At 65.3% G+C, this 18075-nt stretch carries 10 protein-coding genes; 1 reads left to right on the forward strand and 9 read right to left on the reverse strand.

Going from position 1 to position 18075, the window contains the following annotated elements; translation table 11 throughout:
* Positions 1-48: 48 nt before the first annotated feature.
* The 9 genes from O3139_RS03140 to O3139_RS03180 all read right to left on the reverse strand — a co-directional run bounded on the left by O3139_RS03140 (position 49) and on the right by O3139_RS03180 (position 17526).
* Complete coding sequence (locus O3139_RS03140) at positions 49-894, reverse strand: hypothetical protein (RefSeq protein ID WP_269515456.1); 846 nt, start codon at positions 892-894, stop codon at positions 49-51.
* The gene (locus O3139_RS03145) at positions 891-1562 is read right to left on the reverse strand and encodes an ABC transporter ATP-binding protein (protein ID WP_269515457.1); all 672 of its coding nucleotides are present in this window, start codon (positions 1560-1562) and stop codon (positions 891-893) included. The genes O3139_RS03140 and O3139_RS03145 overlap by 4 nt, the downstream gene beginning before the upstream one ends.
* A complete protein-coding gene (locus tag O3139_RS03150; RefSeq protein WP_269515458.1) occupies positions 1562-2725 on the reverse strand; it encodes a chain-length determining protein in 1164 nt (387 codons plus the stop codon). Before O3139_RS03150 ends, O3139_RS03145 begins: the two co-directional genes overlap by 1 nt.
* A 45-nt stretch (positions 2726-2770) precedes the next feature.
* Positions 2771-3598, reverse strand: coding sequence for an ABC transporter permease (locus tag O3139_RS03155; RefSeq protein ID WP_269515459.1), 828 nt, complete (start codon positions 3596-3598; stop codon positions 2771-2773).
* Positions 3599-3726: 128 nt separating this feature from the next.
* Positions 3727-7092: a beta strand repeat-containing protein gene (locus tag O3139_RS03160; protein WP_269515460.1), complete on the reverse strand. Its 3366-nt coding sequence runs from the start codon at positions 7090-7092 to the stop codon at positions 3727-3729.
* A gap of 208 nt (positions 7093-7300) precedes the next feature.
* Complete coding sequence (locus tag O3139_RS03165; protein WP_269515461.1) at positions 7301-11740, reverse strand: M10 family metallopeptidase C-terminal domain-containing protein; 4440 nt, start codon at positions 11738-11740, stop codon at positions 7301-7303.
* Between the two features lie 384 nt (positions 11741-12124).
* Positions 12125-14338: an AGE family epimerase/isomerase gene (locus O3139_RS03170; RefSeq protein ID WP_269515462.1), complete on the reverse strand. Its 2214-nt coding sequence runs from the start codon at positions 14336-14338 to the stop codon at positions 12125-12127.
* A gap of 117 nt (positions 14339-14455) precedes the next feature.
* Complete coding sequence (locus tag O3139_RS03175) at positions 14456-15754, reverse strand: HlyD family type I secretion periplasmic adaptor subunit (RefSeq protein WP_269515463.1); 1299 nt, start codon at positions 15752-15754, stop codon at positions 14456-14458.
* Positions 15755-15789: 35 nt separating this feature from the next.
* Positions 15790-17526, reverse strand: a complete 1737-nt coding sequence (locus O3139_RS03180; protein ID WP_269515464.1) for a type I secretion system permease/ATPase — start codon at positions 17524-17526, stop codon at positions 15790-15792.
* 140 nt (positions 17527-17666) lie between these two features.
* Here O3139_RS03180 and O3139_RS03185 point away from each other — a divergent pair, with 140 nt between their 5' ends.
* On the forward strand, positions 17667-18074 hold the full coding sequence (locus O3139_RS03185) for an AprI/Inh family metalloprotease inhibitor (RefSeq protein ID WP_269515465.1): 408 nt from the start codon (positions 17667-17669) through the stop codon (positions 18072-18074).
* The last annotated feature ends 1 nt before the right edge of the window (position 18075 follow it).

An 18075-nucleotide genomic window follows, 5' to 3' on the forward strand; every position in this document is an offset into this window, starting at 1 on the left:
GCGTGTTCGGGGTCGCACCCGGCCCGGACCACTTCAGGCGATCAGGTCTCAGGCCGTGCGTGACACCTTGATCGATCGTATCCGCAGACTGCCGTCGAACATGGAACGGTCCAGCCAGATGCGAAGCTCCGTCGTGGTCGGCTTGTCCCATGCCTTGGCCAGGGTGACAGAATAGACGCCGGCCGCCGACAGCCGTTGGGACGTCTCGACGATGTCGGTCCCGTCGCCCCAGTCGAATCGCAACTGGGTGAATGCCCGGTCCATCGAGAGTTCGAACACGATCTCCGCGGTCCACGTGCCCGAACTCAACAACAGATAGGGGCCGTGCTGAATCAGACGGCGCTTGCCCGTCAGGTCTGTGAAGCCGGGTTCGTGTCCGCCTTCCCAGTGAAACAGTTCGATCGGCCATGTGGCTGTCGCACCGATCGGAGGCGGCAGGCTGGCGTAAATGGCCAGGGGCTCGCCCACGGCGGTCGGCGACAAGGCCGCGGCCTCGCCACGACGGACCTCGCCCAGGCCCGGAAAGGTCAGGGCCCCCGACTCTGCGTTCAGGGGAATGGCGCGGGTCGCCGCCTCGGCCGCCTGCGCGAACCACCATGCGACGGAGTTTAGGGCGGTCTTTCGGTCCAGGTGGTGAAGCTGGATCAGGGTATCGACTGCGCCTTGGGGAGACCCCGCGAGAATGAAGGCTGTCGAGGCGTCGGCTGGAATGAGGCCGGCATCGACGCCCTGTATCAGGGCATGGACCCCGTCGCGAAACGCCGGGACATCTTCCGCCGTCAGCGAAAAGACGTCCCATCCCGCGCGCGCGGCGTTTTCCACCAGCGCAATCTGCCACGCCGACTGGGTCGGCGACGGCAGGTGGACGACGTACATCCGGATGGCCGCGGTCAAGCCGCCCTCAGCCAGGTGTAGATATCGATGGCTTCCTCGATGTCGTTGAACAATTTGGCGCGCCCGCTCTCGATGATCAGGGCGCGGTCGCAGTGCTGCGAGATCAGATGCGTATCGTGTGACGCCATCATATAGGCCCGGTCCGCCCGGTGCTGGAACAGCTCTTCCTGGCACTTCTGCTGAAAGCGGGCGTCGCCCACGGCGACCAGTTCGTCGATCAGATAGCAGTCGAACTCGATCGCCAGAGACAAACCGAATGCCAGCCTGGCGCGCATACCCGACGAATAGTGCTTCACCGGCATTTTGAGCGCCGGGCCGAGCTCGGCGAAATCGTCCACGCGAAGAAGCATCTCGTCAAAGTCGCGGCGATAGACGCGCGACAGGAACTTCATGTTGTCGATGCCTGTCAGACTGCCCTGAAACGCGCCCCCGAAGCCGATCGGCCAGGAGGAGGTCATGCTCCATTTGATCTTCCCTTCGGTCGCCGGCAACACGCCGCCCAGCATCTTGATCAGCGTGGACTTGCCCTGGCCGTTGCGACCGAGGATTGCGAGCCGGCCATCGCGAGGCAGTTCGAAGTTCAGGCCGGAGAAAAGGGGTCGCTTGGCCGTCCGGTAAGTCTTGCTGACACCCTCGACGTGGAGACCGATGACTTCGGCGTCCGCCATCAGTCCTGACCGTGTTCGCGAACGCCGGCCCAGATCAACCAGCCGACGCCGTACATCATAAGAGTGGTCAGCAGGACGGCCAGGACCGCCAGAAGCCGTTTCGGTTCTTCGGCGCGATCAGGCAGGTTGGGGCTTACTACGCGGTCGAGGTAAAGCCGCTGCCGGCGTACCTCCTGCTCGGCGCTGAGCAGGGCGCTGGTCGCCTGCGTCAGTTCCCGATCCGCCAGTTCGCGCGCCAGGACGAGGTCCTCATAGGTCCCCACCTGGGTCGCGAGCGAGCCGGTGGTGCCGGCGATCTTGGCCCGCTCGGCCGCCACCTGTCGCTGATAGGCTGCGATCCGGCTGTCGACCGCTGCGAGCTGAGGGCTTTGCGGTGCCTGGCTCGCAATCTGCGAACGCTCGGCCTGCAGATTGGCGAGGGTTTCAAGCAGGGCCACGATAAGGGACGAACTCTCGGTCGCCGCCCGGGTGGGATCGATGTACTGCCGGTTGTTTCTGAAGGCCGCCAGCGCCTGCTGCGCCTCGGACAGATGCTCCCTGGCCTGGCTCTGGGCGCGCAGGGCGTCGGTCACCGCATCGGTCGATGACCGCTCGTTGAGCCGGTTGACCAGGCGTTCTCCGCCCTGCAGCAGCGCTTCGGTCATGCGCTGTGCGTCCTGCGGGCTGAAGGCCTCCACGGTCAGGGTGCTGATGCCGGTCTGGGAATCGTATCCGACGGTCACGAAACGCTGAAACGCCTTGTAGAGCCCCTCGTCCGACCGGTCTTCCCACGGCCGCGGATAGCGCGAAAAGATGTCCGCCTCGGGGGCACCGAAGATCTCCCGCGGATTGCTGATCCGGGCGAGGTCCTTCAGACCGTCGCGCGAGTTGATGTATTCGTGCACCGTAAAGGCGTCGGTCGCCCCCGATGTGATGCCGACGCCCGACAGGGCGACGCCCAGGGCCGAGGGCTGGTTCTGTGTCGGCGCGCGCACGACGAAACGCGCTTCAGAAACGTAGCGCGGCGTTGCGATCAGGAAATAGTAGATCGCGGCGATCAGCGTCGGCAGGACGACGACGACCAGGAAGGCCTTTGGAATCCTGTTCCACCAGCGATCGTGAACGACCGCGCTCGGCAACGCCTTGGGCAGCGGTCCGAGATAGTTCAGCTTGGTGTCACTCATCGATGGGCTTTCGGCAAGGGTCGCGCACGGGATAGCACCCTGCGCCTATTCGACGTCTATTTGATCTCTGGATGTGGCCACAAGAAGCAGGCCGACCAGATTGAGGATCATCCCGATGGTCAGAGCGTAAAACCAGTCATAGTGGGTCTCGACGAAAGGACCAAACACGCCTGCCCTCAGCATTTCCACCGCATGCGGGAAGGGGAGGTAGAGGATGATTTCCTGGGCCCTCGGCGGCAGCCAGGACACCATGAAGAAGGCCCCGGACAGGGGAATGAGGACATACGTCAACAGCCCCACGATCCGCTCCACGGGTTCGAAACGGATCGCCAGCCCCGTCATCAGCAGGGCCAGGCCCACGGACACCCAGGCCATCATGAGCCAGCCGCAATAGGCCAGAAGCAGATTGGCGGGCACCTCGATCAGGCCCAGGGCATAGAGGGCGAAATAGACCAGGACGAAGGTCGCGGTGGTCCCGCCCAGCTCGAGCAGATTGCGCGAGATCAGGATGTGCAGAGGTTTCACCTGGCGATGGTGCATCAGGCCGACGTTCGCCTGGATCGCCGTGAAGCTGTAGGAGATCATGTGTCGAAGCAGGATGATGCACATATAGCCTGTGAGCGAGAACGCCTGAAGCCGGATGCCGTGCTCGAACGGCGGCTTGGTCAGGCTCCACAGAACCAGGACGCCGACGCAGAACGACATCGGTTCCAGCACGATCCAGGCGAACCCCAGGCCGTCGCGGCCATAGCGCGTCGTCATTTCACGGATCATCAGCGCGGAAATGATCCGAGTCTGTCGGGCCAGCCAGTTTTCGGGCTTCTGAGGCCTCGCAGGCGTCGAAGGCGCGTCACCTGCTTGCGTCGTCACCATGGATCAATCCAAGTCGTTCCACTGGTCGCCAGCGGCGGGGGGAACATAGCTTCCGCGTCCGTATTGGCAAGCCAATCCACGCCGATCCGGTCGGTCGACAGGACCGACGCTGGCCGCAGGCGACGGCCCTAGATCCAGTGATCCTGGATATGGGTCGGCATCCAGGGCAGGGCTGCGTCGTGGGGGAGGGTGGGGCCATCGTGCCAGACCGCCGTCGGGTCCCAGATGTGCAAGCCCGCGACCTTGGGCGAGGTGTCGTCGAGCGGTTCGACCGGGCTGGTCGCGGGCGCGCCGTAGAAGGCGAAATTGGCTGCGGTCAGCTGGCCCAGCTGAACGTTATCGAGGGTCAGGCTGGTCGAGGCACTCAGCGTAATGACCACATTGGCCCCGACCTGGGTCGCGCGTGCCTGGACGGCGGCGAAATTGGCATAGATCGACGCATCCAGCACGATGACCTCGCCGGCGGTCTGGAAGTCCGTGATCCGGTCGTGGCCGGCGGCTGCGCCCAGATGCCAGAAGGTGTCGGCCCCCGCTCCGCCGACCAGGACGTCATTGCCGCCGTTGCCGTTCAGCACATTGGCACCGGCATTGCCGATCAGGGTGTTGTCACCGGCATTGCCCAGACCGATCCGCGCCGATCCGACGAGGGCCAGCGTCTCGACATTCGCTGTCAGCCCATAGGCGTCCAGATAGCTGAAGACCGTATCGCCGCCTTCGCCCGCATTTTCGATCACTGCGTCACCGGCCTCGGTCACTTCATAGACGTCGTTTCCGGCCCCGCCGATCAGGGTATCGTTGCCGGTCCCGCCGATCAGAGTGTTGTCCAGGGCATTGCCCACCAGGGTGTTGTCCAGGCCGTTGCCGATCCCCGCCCGCGCCGATCCGACCAGGGCCAGAAGCTCCACGTTGTTGGCCAGGGCGTAGCTGTCGAGGTAGGAATAGGCGGAGTCGAACCCCTCGCCGACGTTCTCGATCAGAATGTCGCCCGCCTCGGTTACCTCATAGGCGTCGTTGCCGGCCCCGCCGATCATCGTATCGACGCCGCTGCCGCCGATCAGGGTGTTGTTCCCGGTCGTGCCGATCAGGGTGTTGTTCCCGGCGTTGCCGATCCCGAGCCGCGCCGCCCCCACCAGGGCCAGGGTCTCGACATTGGCCGTCAGGGTGTAGCTGTCGAGGTAGGAAAACACCGTGTCGGTGCCTTCGCCTGCGTTCTCGACCACCCCGTCTCCGGCCTCGGTCACCTCATAGACGTCGTTGCCGACGCCGCCGATCATCGTGTCGGCCCCGCCGCCGCCGATCAGGGTGTTGCCCAGCGCATTGCCCACCAGGGTGTTGTCCAGGGCGTTGCCGAAGCCGACCTGCGCGCCACCGACCAGGGCCAGAACCTCCACATTGGCCGCCAGGGTGTAGCGATCGACATAGGTGAAGACGACGTCCGTTCCCTCGTCGAGCGCCTCAACCACGACATCGTAGGCTTCCGTCACCTCGTAGGCATCGTTACCGGTCCCGCCGATCATGGTGTCGTAGTCGCCACCGCCGATCAGGATGTCGTCGCCTTCGTCCCCGTACAGGGTGTCGGTGAAGCCCAGCCCGTAGATCGTGTCGTTGCCGTCATAGCCGTGAATGACGTTCGCGCCGTTGTCGCCATAGAGGGTCTCGTCCGGGCTGCCGGTGATCGACACGGTGAGGTCCGAGAACTGCAGCCTCTCCATCCCGCGCAGGGTGTCGGTGCCGTCGGGCCCGCTGACCGTGGTGACCCCACCCGACGTCGTCACCGTATAGGCGGAGCGGGCCCCGGCGTAGACCGCCGTATCGATGCCGTCGCCGCCCTCCAGCGTGTCGTTCCCTGCGCCGCCGATGAGGAAGTCGTCGCCTGCCAGCCCTGCCAGCCGGTCGCCGTTCGCACCGCCCTCCAGTCGGTTGGCCCCGGCGTCGCCCTCGATGTCGTCGGCACCGGCGGTGCCGGTCACGTTCTCGACGGAGACCAATGTGTCGGTTTCAGTCTGGACAGACCCCAGCACGCCGGAATGGCGATAGGCCGCGGTGCCGTCGACCAGACGCACGACGACGCTGGCATTGCGGTCTTCCTCATATCCGGCGCGGAAGGTGTCTATGCCGGCCCCGCCGTTCAGAACATCATTCTCGTAGGTCGGGTTGAAAATGCCTGGCGTGCCGATACCGCCGAACAATATGTCGTCGCCATCTCCGCCGACCAGCAGGTCCGCGCCCGCTCCGCCGTCGAGGAAGTCGTCGCCGCCCAGACCCAGAAGGGTGTCTCCCCCACCCAGGCCATAGAGCGTATCGGACTCGGCTGTACCGGTCAGGGTCTCGGCCGAGCCGGTCCCGGTCAGGATGGTAGACAGCACGACGACCTGATCCGCGAACTGCAGGCGCTCTACGCCCGTCAGCGTGTCGACCCCGTCCGGGCCGGTCACTGTCGTCCGTCCCTGAACGGTGGCAATCGTATAGGCCGACCGGGCTCCCGCGAAAACGGCCACATCGAGTCCGTCCCCGCCGTCCAGGCTGTCGTCGCCTCCGCCGCCGTTCAGGGTGTCGTCACCTCCGCCCCCGGCCAGGGCATTGCCCAGGCCATTGCCGATGATGACGTTCGCCTGGCTGTTTCCCGTACCGGCGCGCGCGGCTCCGGTCAGCGTCAGGTTTTCGACATTGGCGGCAAGCGCATAGCTGTCGATCCCGCTGACGACCGTGTCGACGCCGTCCCCGTTGCGCTCGTCGACCGCGTCCCCGACATTGTCGACGACATAGGTGTCGTCGCCCGCGCCCCCGGTCAGGGCATCGGCCCCGGCTCCGCCGTCGAGGACGTTGCTGCCGTCGTTGCCGTAGATCAGGTTGTTCAGACCGTTGCCGATCGCCTCGCGCGCCGGACCCACCAGCACCAGGTGCTCGACGTTCGTTGCCAGCGTATAGCTGTCCAGATAGCTGTAGACGATGTCCGTGCCCTCGCCGGAGCCCTCGATCACCTGATCGCCGACATCGGTGACTTCATAGGTGTCGTCGCCGACGCCTCCGGTCATCAGGTCCAACCCGGTGCCGCCGATCAGCCGATCGTTCCCCGCACCGCCCAGCAGGACATCGTCGCCCTCTCGTCCCTCCAGCGCATCGTTGCCGGCGAGCCCTTCAAGACGGTTGGCCCCGCCGTCGCCCTGCAGAGTGTCGCCCAGACTGGTTCCCGTCACATTCTCGATGCTGACCAGCGTATCGGTGTCCCATGTCTGGTTCAGGGACGGATAGAAATAGGTCGCGGTCCCCGTAACGAGGTCGACGCGGACCGCCTGTCCGCTCCGCGCGCCGCTGGCGTCATCGCCGGCCCGCAAGGTGTCCGTCCCCGGCCCACCGTCCAGCACGTCGTAGTCCGGCGCGTCCCCCGCCGGCCCACCGTTCAGGATGTCGTTCCCGTCGAGGCCCTGAACGAGATCGCCCTGGTTCGTTCCGACCAGGGTGTCGGCCTGCGAGGTTCCAGTAATGGTCGGCATGGCGGGCTCCTGGAGCATGATCGTTCGAGATGGACCCATGTCGTGGGGCCACCCGAAACCGTGAATCATGCTCTCTCTGATATCTGGAGCCTGATCCACGGCCTCGGCGGAATCGCGCAGCGATTCCGCTTCAGCCGATCAGGCTCCAGGTCGGCACGAAAATCTCCGCCCGCCCTGGCGGTGCAACGGCCTGCCTGACAGCGTCGTTCTACATCCAGTGATCCTGGATATGGGTCGGCATCCAGGGTAGGGCTGCGTCGTGAGGGAGGGTTGGGCCATCGTGCCAGACCGCCGTCGGGTCCCAGGTGTGCAAGCCCGCGACCTTGGGCGAGGTGTCGTCGAGCGGTTCGACCGGACTGGTGGCGGGCGCGCCGTAGAAGGCGAAATTGCCCGCGGTCAGCTGGCCGACGGTGACATTGCTGAGCGTCAGCGACTGGGACCCGCTGAATGTGATCACGACATTGGCCCCCGACTGGGTCATGGCGGCCTGGACGGCGGCGAAGTTGGCGAACTGGCTCTGCGACAGGACGATGATCTCGCCGCTGCCGGCCGAGAAGTCGGTGATCCGGTCCCGGCCGCCGCCGGCCAGGTGCCAGAACTGGTCCACGCCCGCGCCACCGGTCAGGATGTCGTCGCCGGCGTTGCCGTTCAGGACGTTGTTCAGCCCGTTGCCGACGATCGTGTCGTTGCCGGCCGAGCCCAGCCCCACCCGCGCTGACCCGACCAGGAACAGGGCCTCCACGTTCAGCGACATCTGGTAGGTATCGATGTAGGAATAGACGGTGTCGGTGCCTTCGCCTGCCGCCTCATAGACGAGGTCCCCGGCCTCGGTGACCTCATAGGCGTCGTTGCCGAGCGAGCCGACCATGATGTCGTTGCCGGCTCCGCCGATCAGCACATTGTTGCCGTCGTTGCCCACGATCATGTTGTTCAGCGCATTGCCGGTGGCGTTGAGCGCCCCGCCCACCAGGCGCAGGTTCTCGATATTGGCCCCCAGCGCATAGGTGACGTAGCTGAAGATGGTGTCTGTGCCCTCGTTGGCGTTCTCGTTCACGACGTCCCCGGCCTCGGTGACCTCATAGGTGTCGTTGCCCGCCCCGCCATAGAAGGTGTCATTGCCACCCCCGCCGACCAGCACATTGTCCAGCCCGTTGCCGACCAGGGTGTTGTCGCCCGCATTGCCATAGCCGGTGACGGCCGAACCGACGAGGCGCAGCGATTCGGTGTTGGCGGCCAGGGTATAGCCGCTGGCATAGGCGAAGACGGTGTCGAAGCCTTCGCCGGCCCCTTCCTGGATGTTGTCGGCGACCTCGCTGACCTCATAGGTGTCGTTGCCGTCGCCGCCGACCATGATGTCCGCGCCGTCGCCCCCGATCAGGAAATCGTTGCCGCCATAGCCGAACAGGACGTCGTTGCCGCCGTTGCCGTAGATCGTGTCGTAGCTGTCCGCTCCGCTCAGGACCTCTCCGCCAGCGGTGCCCACAAGGGTCTGGTCAGGGGTCAGGACGAAAACCTGATCCGAAAACTGGATCCGCTCCACGCCGGCCAGGGTGATCGTCCGGCCCCCGCCGGTCACCGTGGTGATGCCGTTGCTGGTGGCGATCGTGAACCCGGACCGCGCCCCGCCGATCACGGCCGTGTCGTTGCCCCCGCCCCCGATCAGCACCGCAGAGCCGCCGCCCACGGTCAGGACGTTATCCAGCGCATTGCCGACCACTGTGCCGCCCGTGGCATTGGTCGCGCCGTTCCGCGCCCGACCGGCCAGCTCCACACGCTCGATATTGGCCGCGGCCGTGTAGGTCTCCAGATAGGAGTAGACGGTGTCGGTCCCTTCGCCCGCGGCCTCGGTCACCACATCGCCCGCCTCGGTCACCTCATAGGCATCGTCGCCCGCGCCGCCGATCATCGTGTCGTTGCCGGCCCCGCCCAGAAGGATGTTGGCACCCGCACTGCCGATCAGGACATTGTCCCCGCCGTTGCCGATCGCGACACGCGCCGATCCCACCAGCGCCAGCCGCTCCACATCGGTCGTCAGGGTATAGGTGTCCAGGTAGCTGTAGACGGTGTCGTTGCCTTCGTTGGCCAGTTCCGTGACCAAATCCCCCGCCTCGGTCACCTCATAGGAATCGTCGCCCGATCCACCGACCATGGTGTCATTGCCGGCACCGCCAATCAGAACGTCGTTGCCGGCCAGGCCGTTCAGCGTGTCGTTGCCGCCAAGTCCATAGATCGTGTCGTCGCCCGCCGTGCCCTGAAGCGTATCGGCATTCGACGTCCCATTGATCGTGGACGAGGCCGCGCCGAGAGTGACGAGCCGATCCGTGAACTGGATCTGTTCGACATTGGTCAGCGTATCGATGCCGGTCGCGCCGCCGTTTCCGCTGATGGTTGTGACCCCATTGACCGTCGTAATGGTGTAGGCCGTCGAAGCGGCGTTGTAGAAGACAGTGTCGGATCCCGTCCCCCCGTCGATGGTGTCGCTTCCGCTACCCGTGTTCGCGGCGTCGGTTGTGTAGCCCTGATAGAAGCTGTCGTCGCCGCCCTCTCCGTAAAGCGACGAGCCCGTATTCACGATCGGCACGACCGAATGGCCTGAAACGGACACGTGGAGCGTATAGAGCCCGCCCGCGGGAACCGCTTCGGTGACCAGCGTCGTGGTTCCCGAAACCCACTTGGAAACCTGAACATAGTAGACGCCGTTCGACGGGATGATGAACGTCAAGGCCGAGTCCGTCGAGTTTCCGGTGTCGGCACCCTCGGTCGTGCCATCGTCGTTCTCGGCCAGCACATTGCCGGCGGCATCGAGAATGCGCACAACGCTGTCGAACGAGGCGTTGTCGATATCGATCGTGATCGAAGATCCGGCCGCAGCCGTGAAGCTGTACCATTCAAGATTGCCGCTGCCCGTCGCAGTCACCGTGGCGTGCGGCGTATTCCCAGGGTCGAAGACGTCGTTCCGGACGCCGATGTCGAAGCCGTCATCAAGGGAAACGGCAGTGCCCTGACTGGAGTTGGCCGTGGTCTGGCTCTTGACGATGTCGGGAGCGCCGCCGCTCAGGCCACCGGCCCCGCTGTAGAAGGTGTCGTTGCCACCCCCGCCGAAGATGGTATCCACGCCGGATCCGCCGTAAAAAACGTTGTTTCCTCCGTCGCCGGTCAGGGTGTCGTTGAATCCGGAGCCGCGTAGGTTCTCGATCCCGGTGAGCGTATCGGTGCCTGCGCCACCGCTGGCCGTCCCGTTGGCAAGGCTGACGGTAACGCCCGATGTGGCCGTGTTGTAACTGGCGAAATCGATTCCGGCGCCGCCATCGATGCCGTCGTTTCCGGCCCCGCCAATCAGGTTGTCGTCACCGTTTCCGCCGGACAGTGTGTCGTTGCCCGACCCGCCATCCAGGACGTCGTTGCCATCCAGCCCGCTTATGATGTCATTGCCGCCGCCGCCGCCGATCGTATCCGCCAATCCGGTCCCGTTGATGGTTTCGTTCGTCAGATCGCCGGATACCGTCAAGCCGCCCGTTGGCGCGGCAGCGATCGTCTGGTCCGTGAATTGAAGGAATTCGACGTTGGTCACAGTGACGGTCTGGCCGTTGCCGACGATCGATCCGGTCTGGCCGTTCCAGGTGATGGAATAGGCCGCGCGCGCACCGCTGAAGATCACCGTGTCGGTCCCCAGCCCACCGTCGATTGTGTCGGTTCCGCCGTTCCCGGTGAGCCGGTTGTCGGCCGAGTTCCCGCGGATCGTGTCGTTGCCTGAACCGCCGATCGCATTCTCGATCACGGTGCCGGCCGCGATGGCGATATTGCCGATCAGTCCGCCGACGTTTGAAAACGCCCCTTGCCGCAGGTCGATGACCTGGGCCTGGCTGTAGCCGGAAAAGTCGAACGTGTCGTTTCCACCGGCGTCCCAGACAGCGAAGATCAGGCTGGTGGTCGCCGAGGTCGCGATGAACCAGTCACGGTCGGCCGTGGAGTTGAAACCATACACCGTGTCCCCGGTCCGCGTCGTGGTGTTCGCGCCGTACAGCCGTTGAGCGGCCGCGATATCATCGAGCAAGGGCACTGCTGAATACTGTGCGGGGCCGTTGTTCAGCCTGAAATTGCCACCAGTATTGCTCTCGCCAAAGTAGCTCATGATCGAGTACTGGCGCGAGTCCTCGTAATAGCTCGCATCGTTGGCGTAGGTGATCGAGACGCCTGCGGAGGCATTGTAACCGGACGGGTGGCTCAATCCGATGGCATGGCCGATCTCATGTGTCAGCGTCTGCTGTCCGTAGTTCAGCAGCGCCGGGGTCGTGTTGACCGCGATGCTGGAGTTGACCCAGACATCCCCGGTCACCGAAGACGCGCTCGCGTTGCCCGGTTGGTAGGCGAAAGCTGCGGCGGCGCTCTGCCCGCTGGAATAGTTGCCGAACAGCATTGTGGCGTTGTCGCTGTATCCCGTCGCGTCCTGCACGCGGGTGAAGGTAATGTTCGCCACGTCCGACCAGGCCTGCAGAGCCAGCAGGACGGCGGATATCTGCGTCGCCGTGAACTGGGTGAATCCGGCCGTGTCGGTCGGCATGGTCGCCGGTGCCGTGCTGCGGAAGGCATAGGTGACGGTCGCCGCCGTTCCCAGGCCGGATGCCCAGCTCAGGCCGGAACGCGTCAACTGCGTGCCCGCACCACCGATCGTGAGCGAAGGCTTTCCGATGTTACCGCCGGTCCCGCCGCGATCGTCACCGTTCAGGAAAGCCAGTGGGCCAAAGTCCGTGCTGTCGAAATTTGCATGCGATTGACCGCAGCAGGGGCAGGCCGACGACCAGGCTCCTTCGGCGAACAGGCCGCTGCCTGCCGATCGTCCCGTATCCATCACGCGGGAGGGACCGTCGTCCTGCCGGAGATCGAAATCCGGGGAGTTCCAGGTGTCGCGAGCCACAGCACCGTTCAACATCGATCCCACCTTGTTTCCTCGTTTCCACCTACCCTAGCGCGCCCGGACATGAGGGCAAGCCGGAGCGATGCAACTTCGCGGGAACGTGTCCTCGCGTCGCCCTTAGTCAAGGGCGATCAGGTCGCCCCCGTCGAGGCCAAGGACCTGCAATGTCCCGCTGACCTGCTGGAAGGCAGCCATGATATGATAGAAGGAACTCGCGGGCGCGGGCTCGTCCAGGAAGGTGCCGTCGGGCAGACGCTTGTCGTGCCAGAGGCCGTCCGGTTCCAGATACAACCAGAGTGCGCGCAGCGCTGTGGCCGCGTCGGCCAGAAGTCCGGCCCGATCGCCGTCGCGTGCAGTCTCTGCGAGGATCAGCGACGCCTTCAGCCATTCGGTCTGGGGCCACAGGCGGGCTCTGGCACTGCGAAGGGTCAGGTCCTGGTTCATGGCATCCACGGCGACGCCCGGACGGCCCGCCACGCCGACGCGACCGCGCGCGTAAAGGGTTCTGGCTGCCAACAGCGCCCTGTCGTCTCCGCGCGCCAGGCCATAGCGTGTCAGCAGCCACGCCCATTCGAACTGGTGGCCCGGCTCGACCAGCGATCCGTTCTCGCCGGCGGCGGGCGTCCAGTCCTCGGCGAAGAATTCACGCAGGAACCCGCCCTCGCGGTCGATGAAGATGCGGGTGGCGAGATCGGCAATCCGGTCCGAGAGCGCGGACCACTGGCCATCCTCATCGAAGGCTTCCCACGCGAGGCAGGCCTCGAGCAGATGCATGTGTGCATTGGACTGAAACGGCTGATCACCCGCCTCCGGGATGGCTCCGTTCGGCAGCGCACGCGCCACCAGGGCGTTACGCAACATAGCGGCCCGGTGTGCCAGATCAGATGGTCCGGTTTCCGCCTTGCGGGCGGCCGCCATGGCAAAAAGCACGAAGGCCTGATCGTAGACCATAGTCGTCTCGTCGAGCGGATGTCCGTCCGCCGTCAACAGGGTTCGCGCCTGACCGTCGGCTCGCATAAAGGCCTGAAACAGGTGGTCCAGACCTGCCGATACGATCTGCCGCGACGGCCCGGCCCAGCCCAGAACGCCGGCCTGGGCATAGACGTAGATTTGACGGGTCTGGACCCGGGCACGCCTGGGCCCAGCGACCGGCCGTCCCGACTGGCTGAGGGCCTCGGCGAAGCCGCCATTGCCGTTCATCCCGAGGCTCGACCAGGTCGGCAAGGCCCGCAATCGGAGCCATTCCGCAAAGCGTCGGGCCCCTGCCTCCAGCGGCTCAGGAGTCGTGCGGACAAAATCGAGGTGATTGGGAGACGTGGTCCTGACGCGGTCGACGATCCGCTTGACCCCTTGCGACTTCGACAGGTCGCACACCAGGACGGCATCGGACTCGACGATGATGGCGATGTCGTTGACCCCCAGCGCAGCGACCAGGACGCCATCCGGTGCTCGCGCGAGGCAACGCTCTGCGTCCTCGAAGATGTGGATGCCGGTGTTGCCGACGCCACTCGAAGCGATGGAATCCCAGGCCCCGAGATCGGACCAGGCGAACGATACCTCCAGCACCGAGGCGAGATGGGTCTTTTCCATCACCGCATAGTCGATCGAGATTTTCGGCGCATCGGTGAACGCCGGGCCGAATGTCAGGGTCGTGCTGTCGCTTTCCGGGGGCAGGGCGGCCACCGCGGCTGCCTGCACGCCCGGGGCGTAACGGGCCAGTTCGTCGCCCAATGTGCGGGCGCTGACGATGAAGTTGCCGCTGTTCCAGAGATAGCCGGCCTGCATATAGCCCAGCGCCGTCTCTGCGTCGGGCTTCTCGCAGAAGGTCTCGATCGCCGACAATCCCGGGCCGGTGGGCTTGATGTAGCCATAGGCCGAGGACGCTTCGGTCGGCTTGATCCCAAGGGTGACGATCCTGCCGGCACGCGCGCCCTGGACGGCATCGAGGATCGAACGACGAAATCCCTCGTCGTCGGGGATGTAGTGGTCGGACGCCACGAACGCCAGAATGCCGTCGGGATCGTTACGCGCCACCCATGCAGCAGCTGCGGCCATGGCGGCGGCCGAATCGCGCGCTTCGGGCTCCAGCAGCAACTGCGCCGATGTGTCGATCTCGACCAGTTGGGCATCGATCACATCGCGATGGCCCTGCCCGGCAACGACGAGGAGCTTGCCTTCGTTCTCGACCAGCCTGGCGACCCTTATCACCGTGTCCTGGAACAGCGAGCGATTACCGGCGAGGCGGATGAATTGCTTGGGGCGCGACGGCCGGGACGCCGGCCACAGGCGAGTGCCGGAGCCGCCACAGAGGATAACGGGATAGATGGCCATGCGGCCGTTTAGACATAATGCCGCGCTTCATGGAAGCGCAATTCCCGCCTCCGAAGGCGTCGAATTCTTGATCAGTTTACGATGTTCGTCAGTGGAGTGATGGCGTGCGGGCCGTCTCTACTGCTCTGACCCGCTGCGCCACAGGCCGCTCGTCAGGGGCTCGATCAGATATTGCAGCGCCGTTCGCTTTCGCAGAAGGACAACGACCTCCACGGGCATGCCCGGACGGATGTTCTGAGCGGACGCGCCGAGTTTCCGGAGTTCGTCCGGCGGGATAACGACCTCCGCCCGATAAAAGGTCCGGCCTGATTTCTCGTCGGTGAAACTGTCCGGAGACAGCCGCGTGACCGTGCCATGCAGCAGCGGCGTGGACCGTTCGCGCAGCCCTGGAAACTTGACCTCTGTGGACAGTCCCAGCCGCAGATTGTCGATGTCCGGCGGGTTGATCGACGCGATGATCACCTGAGAGGCATCCTCGGGCACGATGTCCATCAGGGTCTGGCCCGGCGCTATCACCCCGCCGACAGTGAAGGTGGTCAGCCCCACCACTTCGCCCGTTGCAGGTGCCCGAACGCGCGATCGCGCGATCTGGGCTCTCAGTTCGACCATTCGCGGCCGCAACTCGTTGAGCGAGACTTCCGTCTGTCTCAGCTGATCGGCAACGTCCTCCTCCATGGTCGTGGAGACACCCAGCATTTGCAGACGCGTTTGCCCGATGGTTTCGTTGGTTCCTGCGATCTGGGCACGAAGGGAGCCCAGTTCCCCGTCCAGCGCGACGGCCGACCGTTCCAGTGCCATGACCCGGGTCTGGGGCGCGAACCCGCGGGCCGCCAGACTGCGCACGCCGTCCAGTTCCCTTTCGATCAACTGCCGCTGCGCCAGGTTGGATTCGATCTGCCGCTGCAATCCCTCGACCTGCTGGTTCAACTGTCCGATCCGCTGTGTCAGCACACCGGTCTCTGTCGATCTGCCGTTTCTCCGCGCCATGAACTGGAGCCGCTGCAGACGCATCGCATCCCGGGCCAGCACCAGATCGGGACCGACATAGGCTGCAAACTCGGTCGGCATGGCGATCGACGCCAGTCCATCCCGCTCAGCGATCAGGCGCGCGCGCTGCGCCAGCAGCGAAACGACCTGGCCCGTCACGCCGCGCTCGGTCGCCTGCAGTTCGCCCGTCGCAAGCTCTACGAGGATTTGTCCACGGTGGACGCGGTCGCCTTCGGCAACGTGCAGAGCGCTGACGACGCCACCCTGCTGGTGCTGCACGGCCTGCCGGTTGCCCGAAATGGCGACCTGACCCGAGGCATAGGCACCGGCATCAAGGGGTGCGATGGCGGCCCAGCCCAGAAACAGCACGAAGAACAGTCCGATCACAGCAGCGCCGATCCGCATGTCGCCCGACGGCGAATCGGACACCGGACTCGTGACCGGGGGGAGGGTGGGAGCATCGGTCATTGCGGGCGTGTCAGCACCTGGGGAGAGGTACTGCGCAACCGCGCCAGGACGTCCTCTCGCCGGCCTTCCATCGTGATGGCACCATCGGCCATGGTCGCCAGTCGATCGACACGGGACAGGACGCCGGCGCGGTGAGCCACCAGGACCACCGCGGCACCCCGGGCGGCCGCCGAGAGGATTGCGGTCATGAGGGCGGCCTCGCCTTCCTGGTCGAGGTTGGAGTTGGGTTCGTCCAGAACGAGCAGCACGGGATCGCCATAAAGGGCGCGGGCCAGGGCGATCCTCTGTGCCTGCCCTGCGGAAACCCCCGATCCCATAGGCCCCAGCTGGGTGTCATATCCCTGGGGCAGGCGCTGGATGAGGTCGTGGGCCCCGGCGGCCCTGGCCGCCGCGACGGCCTTGAGATCGACGTCGCCCGCCTCGCTCCCGAGCGAGGCCGAAAAGCGCGATATATTGTCCTTGATCGAGCCTGCCAGAAGACTGGGTGCCTGTGGCAGATAGCCGATGTGACGGGCCAGGTCGTCGGACGTCCGGGCCATATAATCCGCCCCGTCAAGCCGGATGGCACCGGACGTCGGCGCAAGCCCGCCCGCCAGAACTCTAGCCAGGGTGGTCTTCCCCGATCCGCTGGGGCCGACGATGCCCAGGGTCTGACCCGGTTCCAGCGACAGAGAGATCTGGCGTATCTGCGGGGCCTCCGTGCCGGGTAGCCGAACGGTCACGTCCTCGACCTGCAGCTTGCCTTTCGGAGCCGGCAGCGCCGTCCGATCCCGATCGATGCCTGACGTCGATCTGAAAAGGTCCACCAGGGCTGACCAGCTGGACCGCGCCTGGTTCAGACCGGGCCAGGCCCCGACCAGCATTTCGATCGGGGCCACGGTCCGGCTCAACAGAACCGAAGCCGCGATGATCGATCCCGGTGAAATCTGGCCCTTCACGGCGAGAAAGGCCGCAAGTCCCAGTGAGCCGGACTGCATGACGAGTCTCAGGAACTTGATCGCCCCGGAGTATTTGCCGCCGTTCAGCTGTGCGTCCGCGTAGTGCGCAACGCCGCTGGCGCGCTCGGTGATCTGTCGGTTTACGCTGGCCTGCCGCATGCCAAGCGCACGCACGACCTCGCTCTGGGCGATGATGCCTTCCTGCGCCGCATAGGCAGTGGCTGTGGATTGGATGGCGCGCTTCAGTCTCGGTCGGCTGTCGCGCTCGTTGAGGACCGCCAGGGCGAACAGCAGGGCACCTCCGGCCATTGTCAGGATACCGATGGCCGGGTGAAGCAGAAAGCAGCATGCCAGATAAAGCGGTGTCCATGGCGCATCCAGCAGGGCCAGAATTCCCTGGCCGGACACCGCCCCCCGCACCGTATCGAACTCTCGCATCGCCTGTGTCGCCGCGCGCGGCGTCTGTATCTCGACAAGCCTTGTCAGGATGACCGGTGCCAGCAGGCGATCGAGCCTCAGGCTGGCTCGCAGCAGCAATCGCGCACGCAGCCAATCCAGCAGGGCCAGCGTCCCCAGGGCGAACACCGCCACTGCAGAGATCAGCACAAGCGTCAGCAGGCCCCCGGTCGGGACGACGCGGTCGTAAACCTGCATCATGTAGAGGGTCGGGGCCAGGTACAGCAGGTTGGCCAGGGCGCTGAAGACCAGCGCGCCGATCAGATGCAGGCGACAGGCTCGAAACGCCTCGGCCAGCGGCTCGGTACCCGGCTGTCTGGGAAGCAGGTGGCTGAACACGCGGATCGGACTCCTTCCAGGCCACCCTAGCCGCTGGACGCCGTCTCATAAAGGTGGTGGCACGCCGGTCCCGTTTTGGCTATGGAGGACGGGCGGTTGTGAGCGCGGATCGCGTGGGACTCCGGACACGAGGACGAGGCATGACTTTCGCTTCAGCCCTGCCCCTGGCACTGTGTCTTTCCCTCCTGCCTGTCGTCGCCGGCGCCTGTCATTCCAAGGAGCAGCCAGCCGTGTCGCAATCCCGGGTGCCGGAGCCGTCAGGCGATATCGAGGCCGCAATCGGCCTGTGGGCTTTCACGCCGGCCGACGGATCGAAAGGTTGCGTCCTGGCCCTGAACCGGCAGCCCCTACCACATGGCTACGGCTTGCATATCGAGCATTGCGCCCTGGCGTCGCTGGCGGCCGCCACGCACTGGCGCCCCACGGCTCAGGGATTCGGGATCGCGAACGAAGCGGACTCGGTGATTCTCGAATTCCGCCAGACTGGTGTCGATACCTTCGTCGCCGTCGACGGCAGCCTTCGGGTCGAACGCGCGCCGTCGACCTGAG

Source organism: Brevundimonas subvibrioides (assembly GCF_027271155.1).
GTDB lineage: Bacteria > Pseudomonadota > Alphaproteobacteria > Caulobacterales > Caulobacteraceae > Brevundimonas > Brevundimonas subvibrioides_D.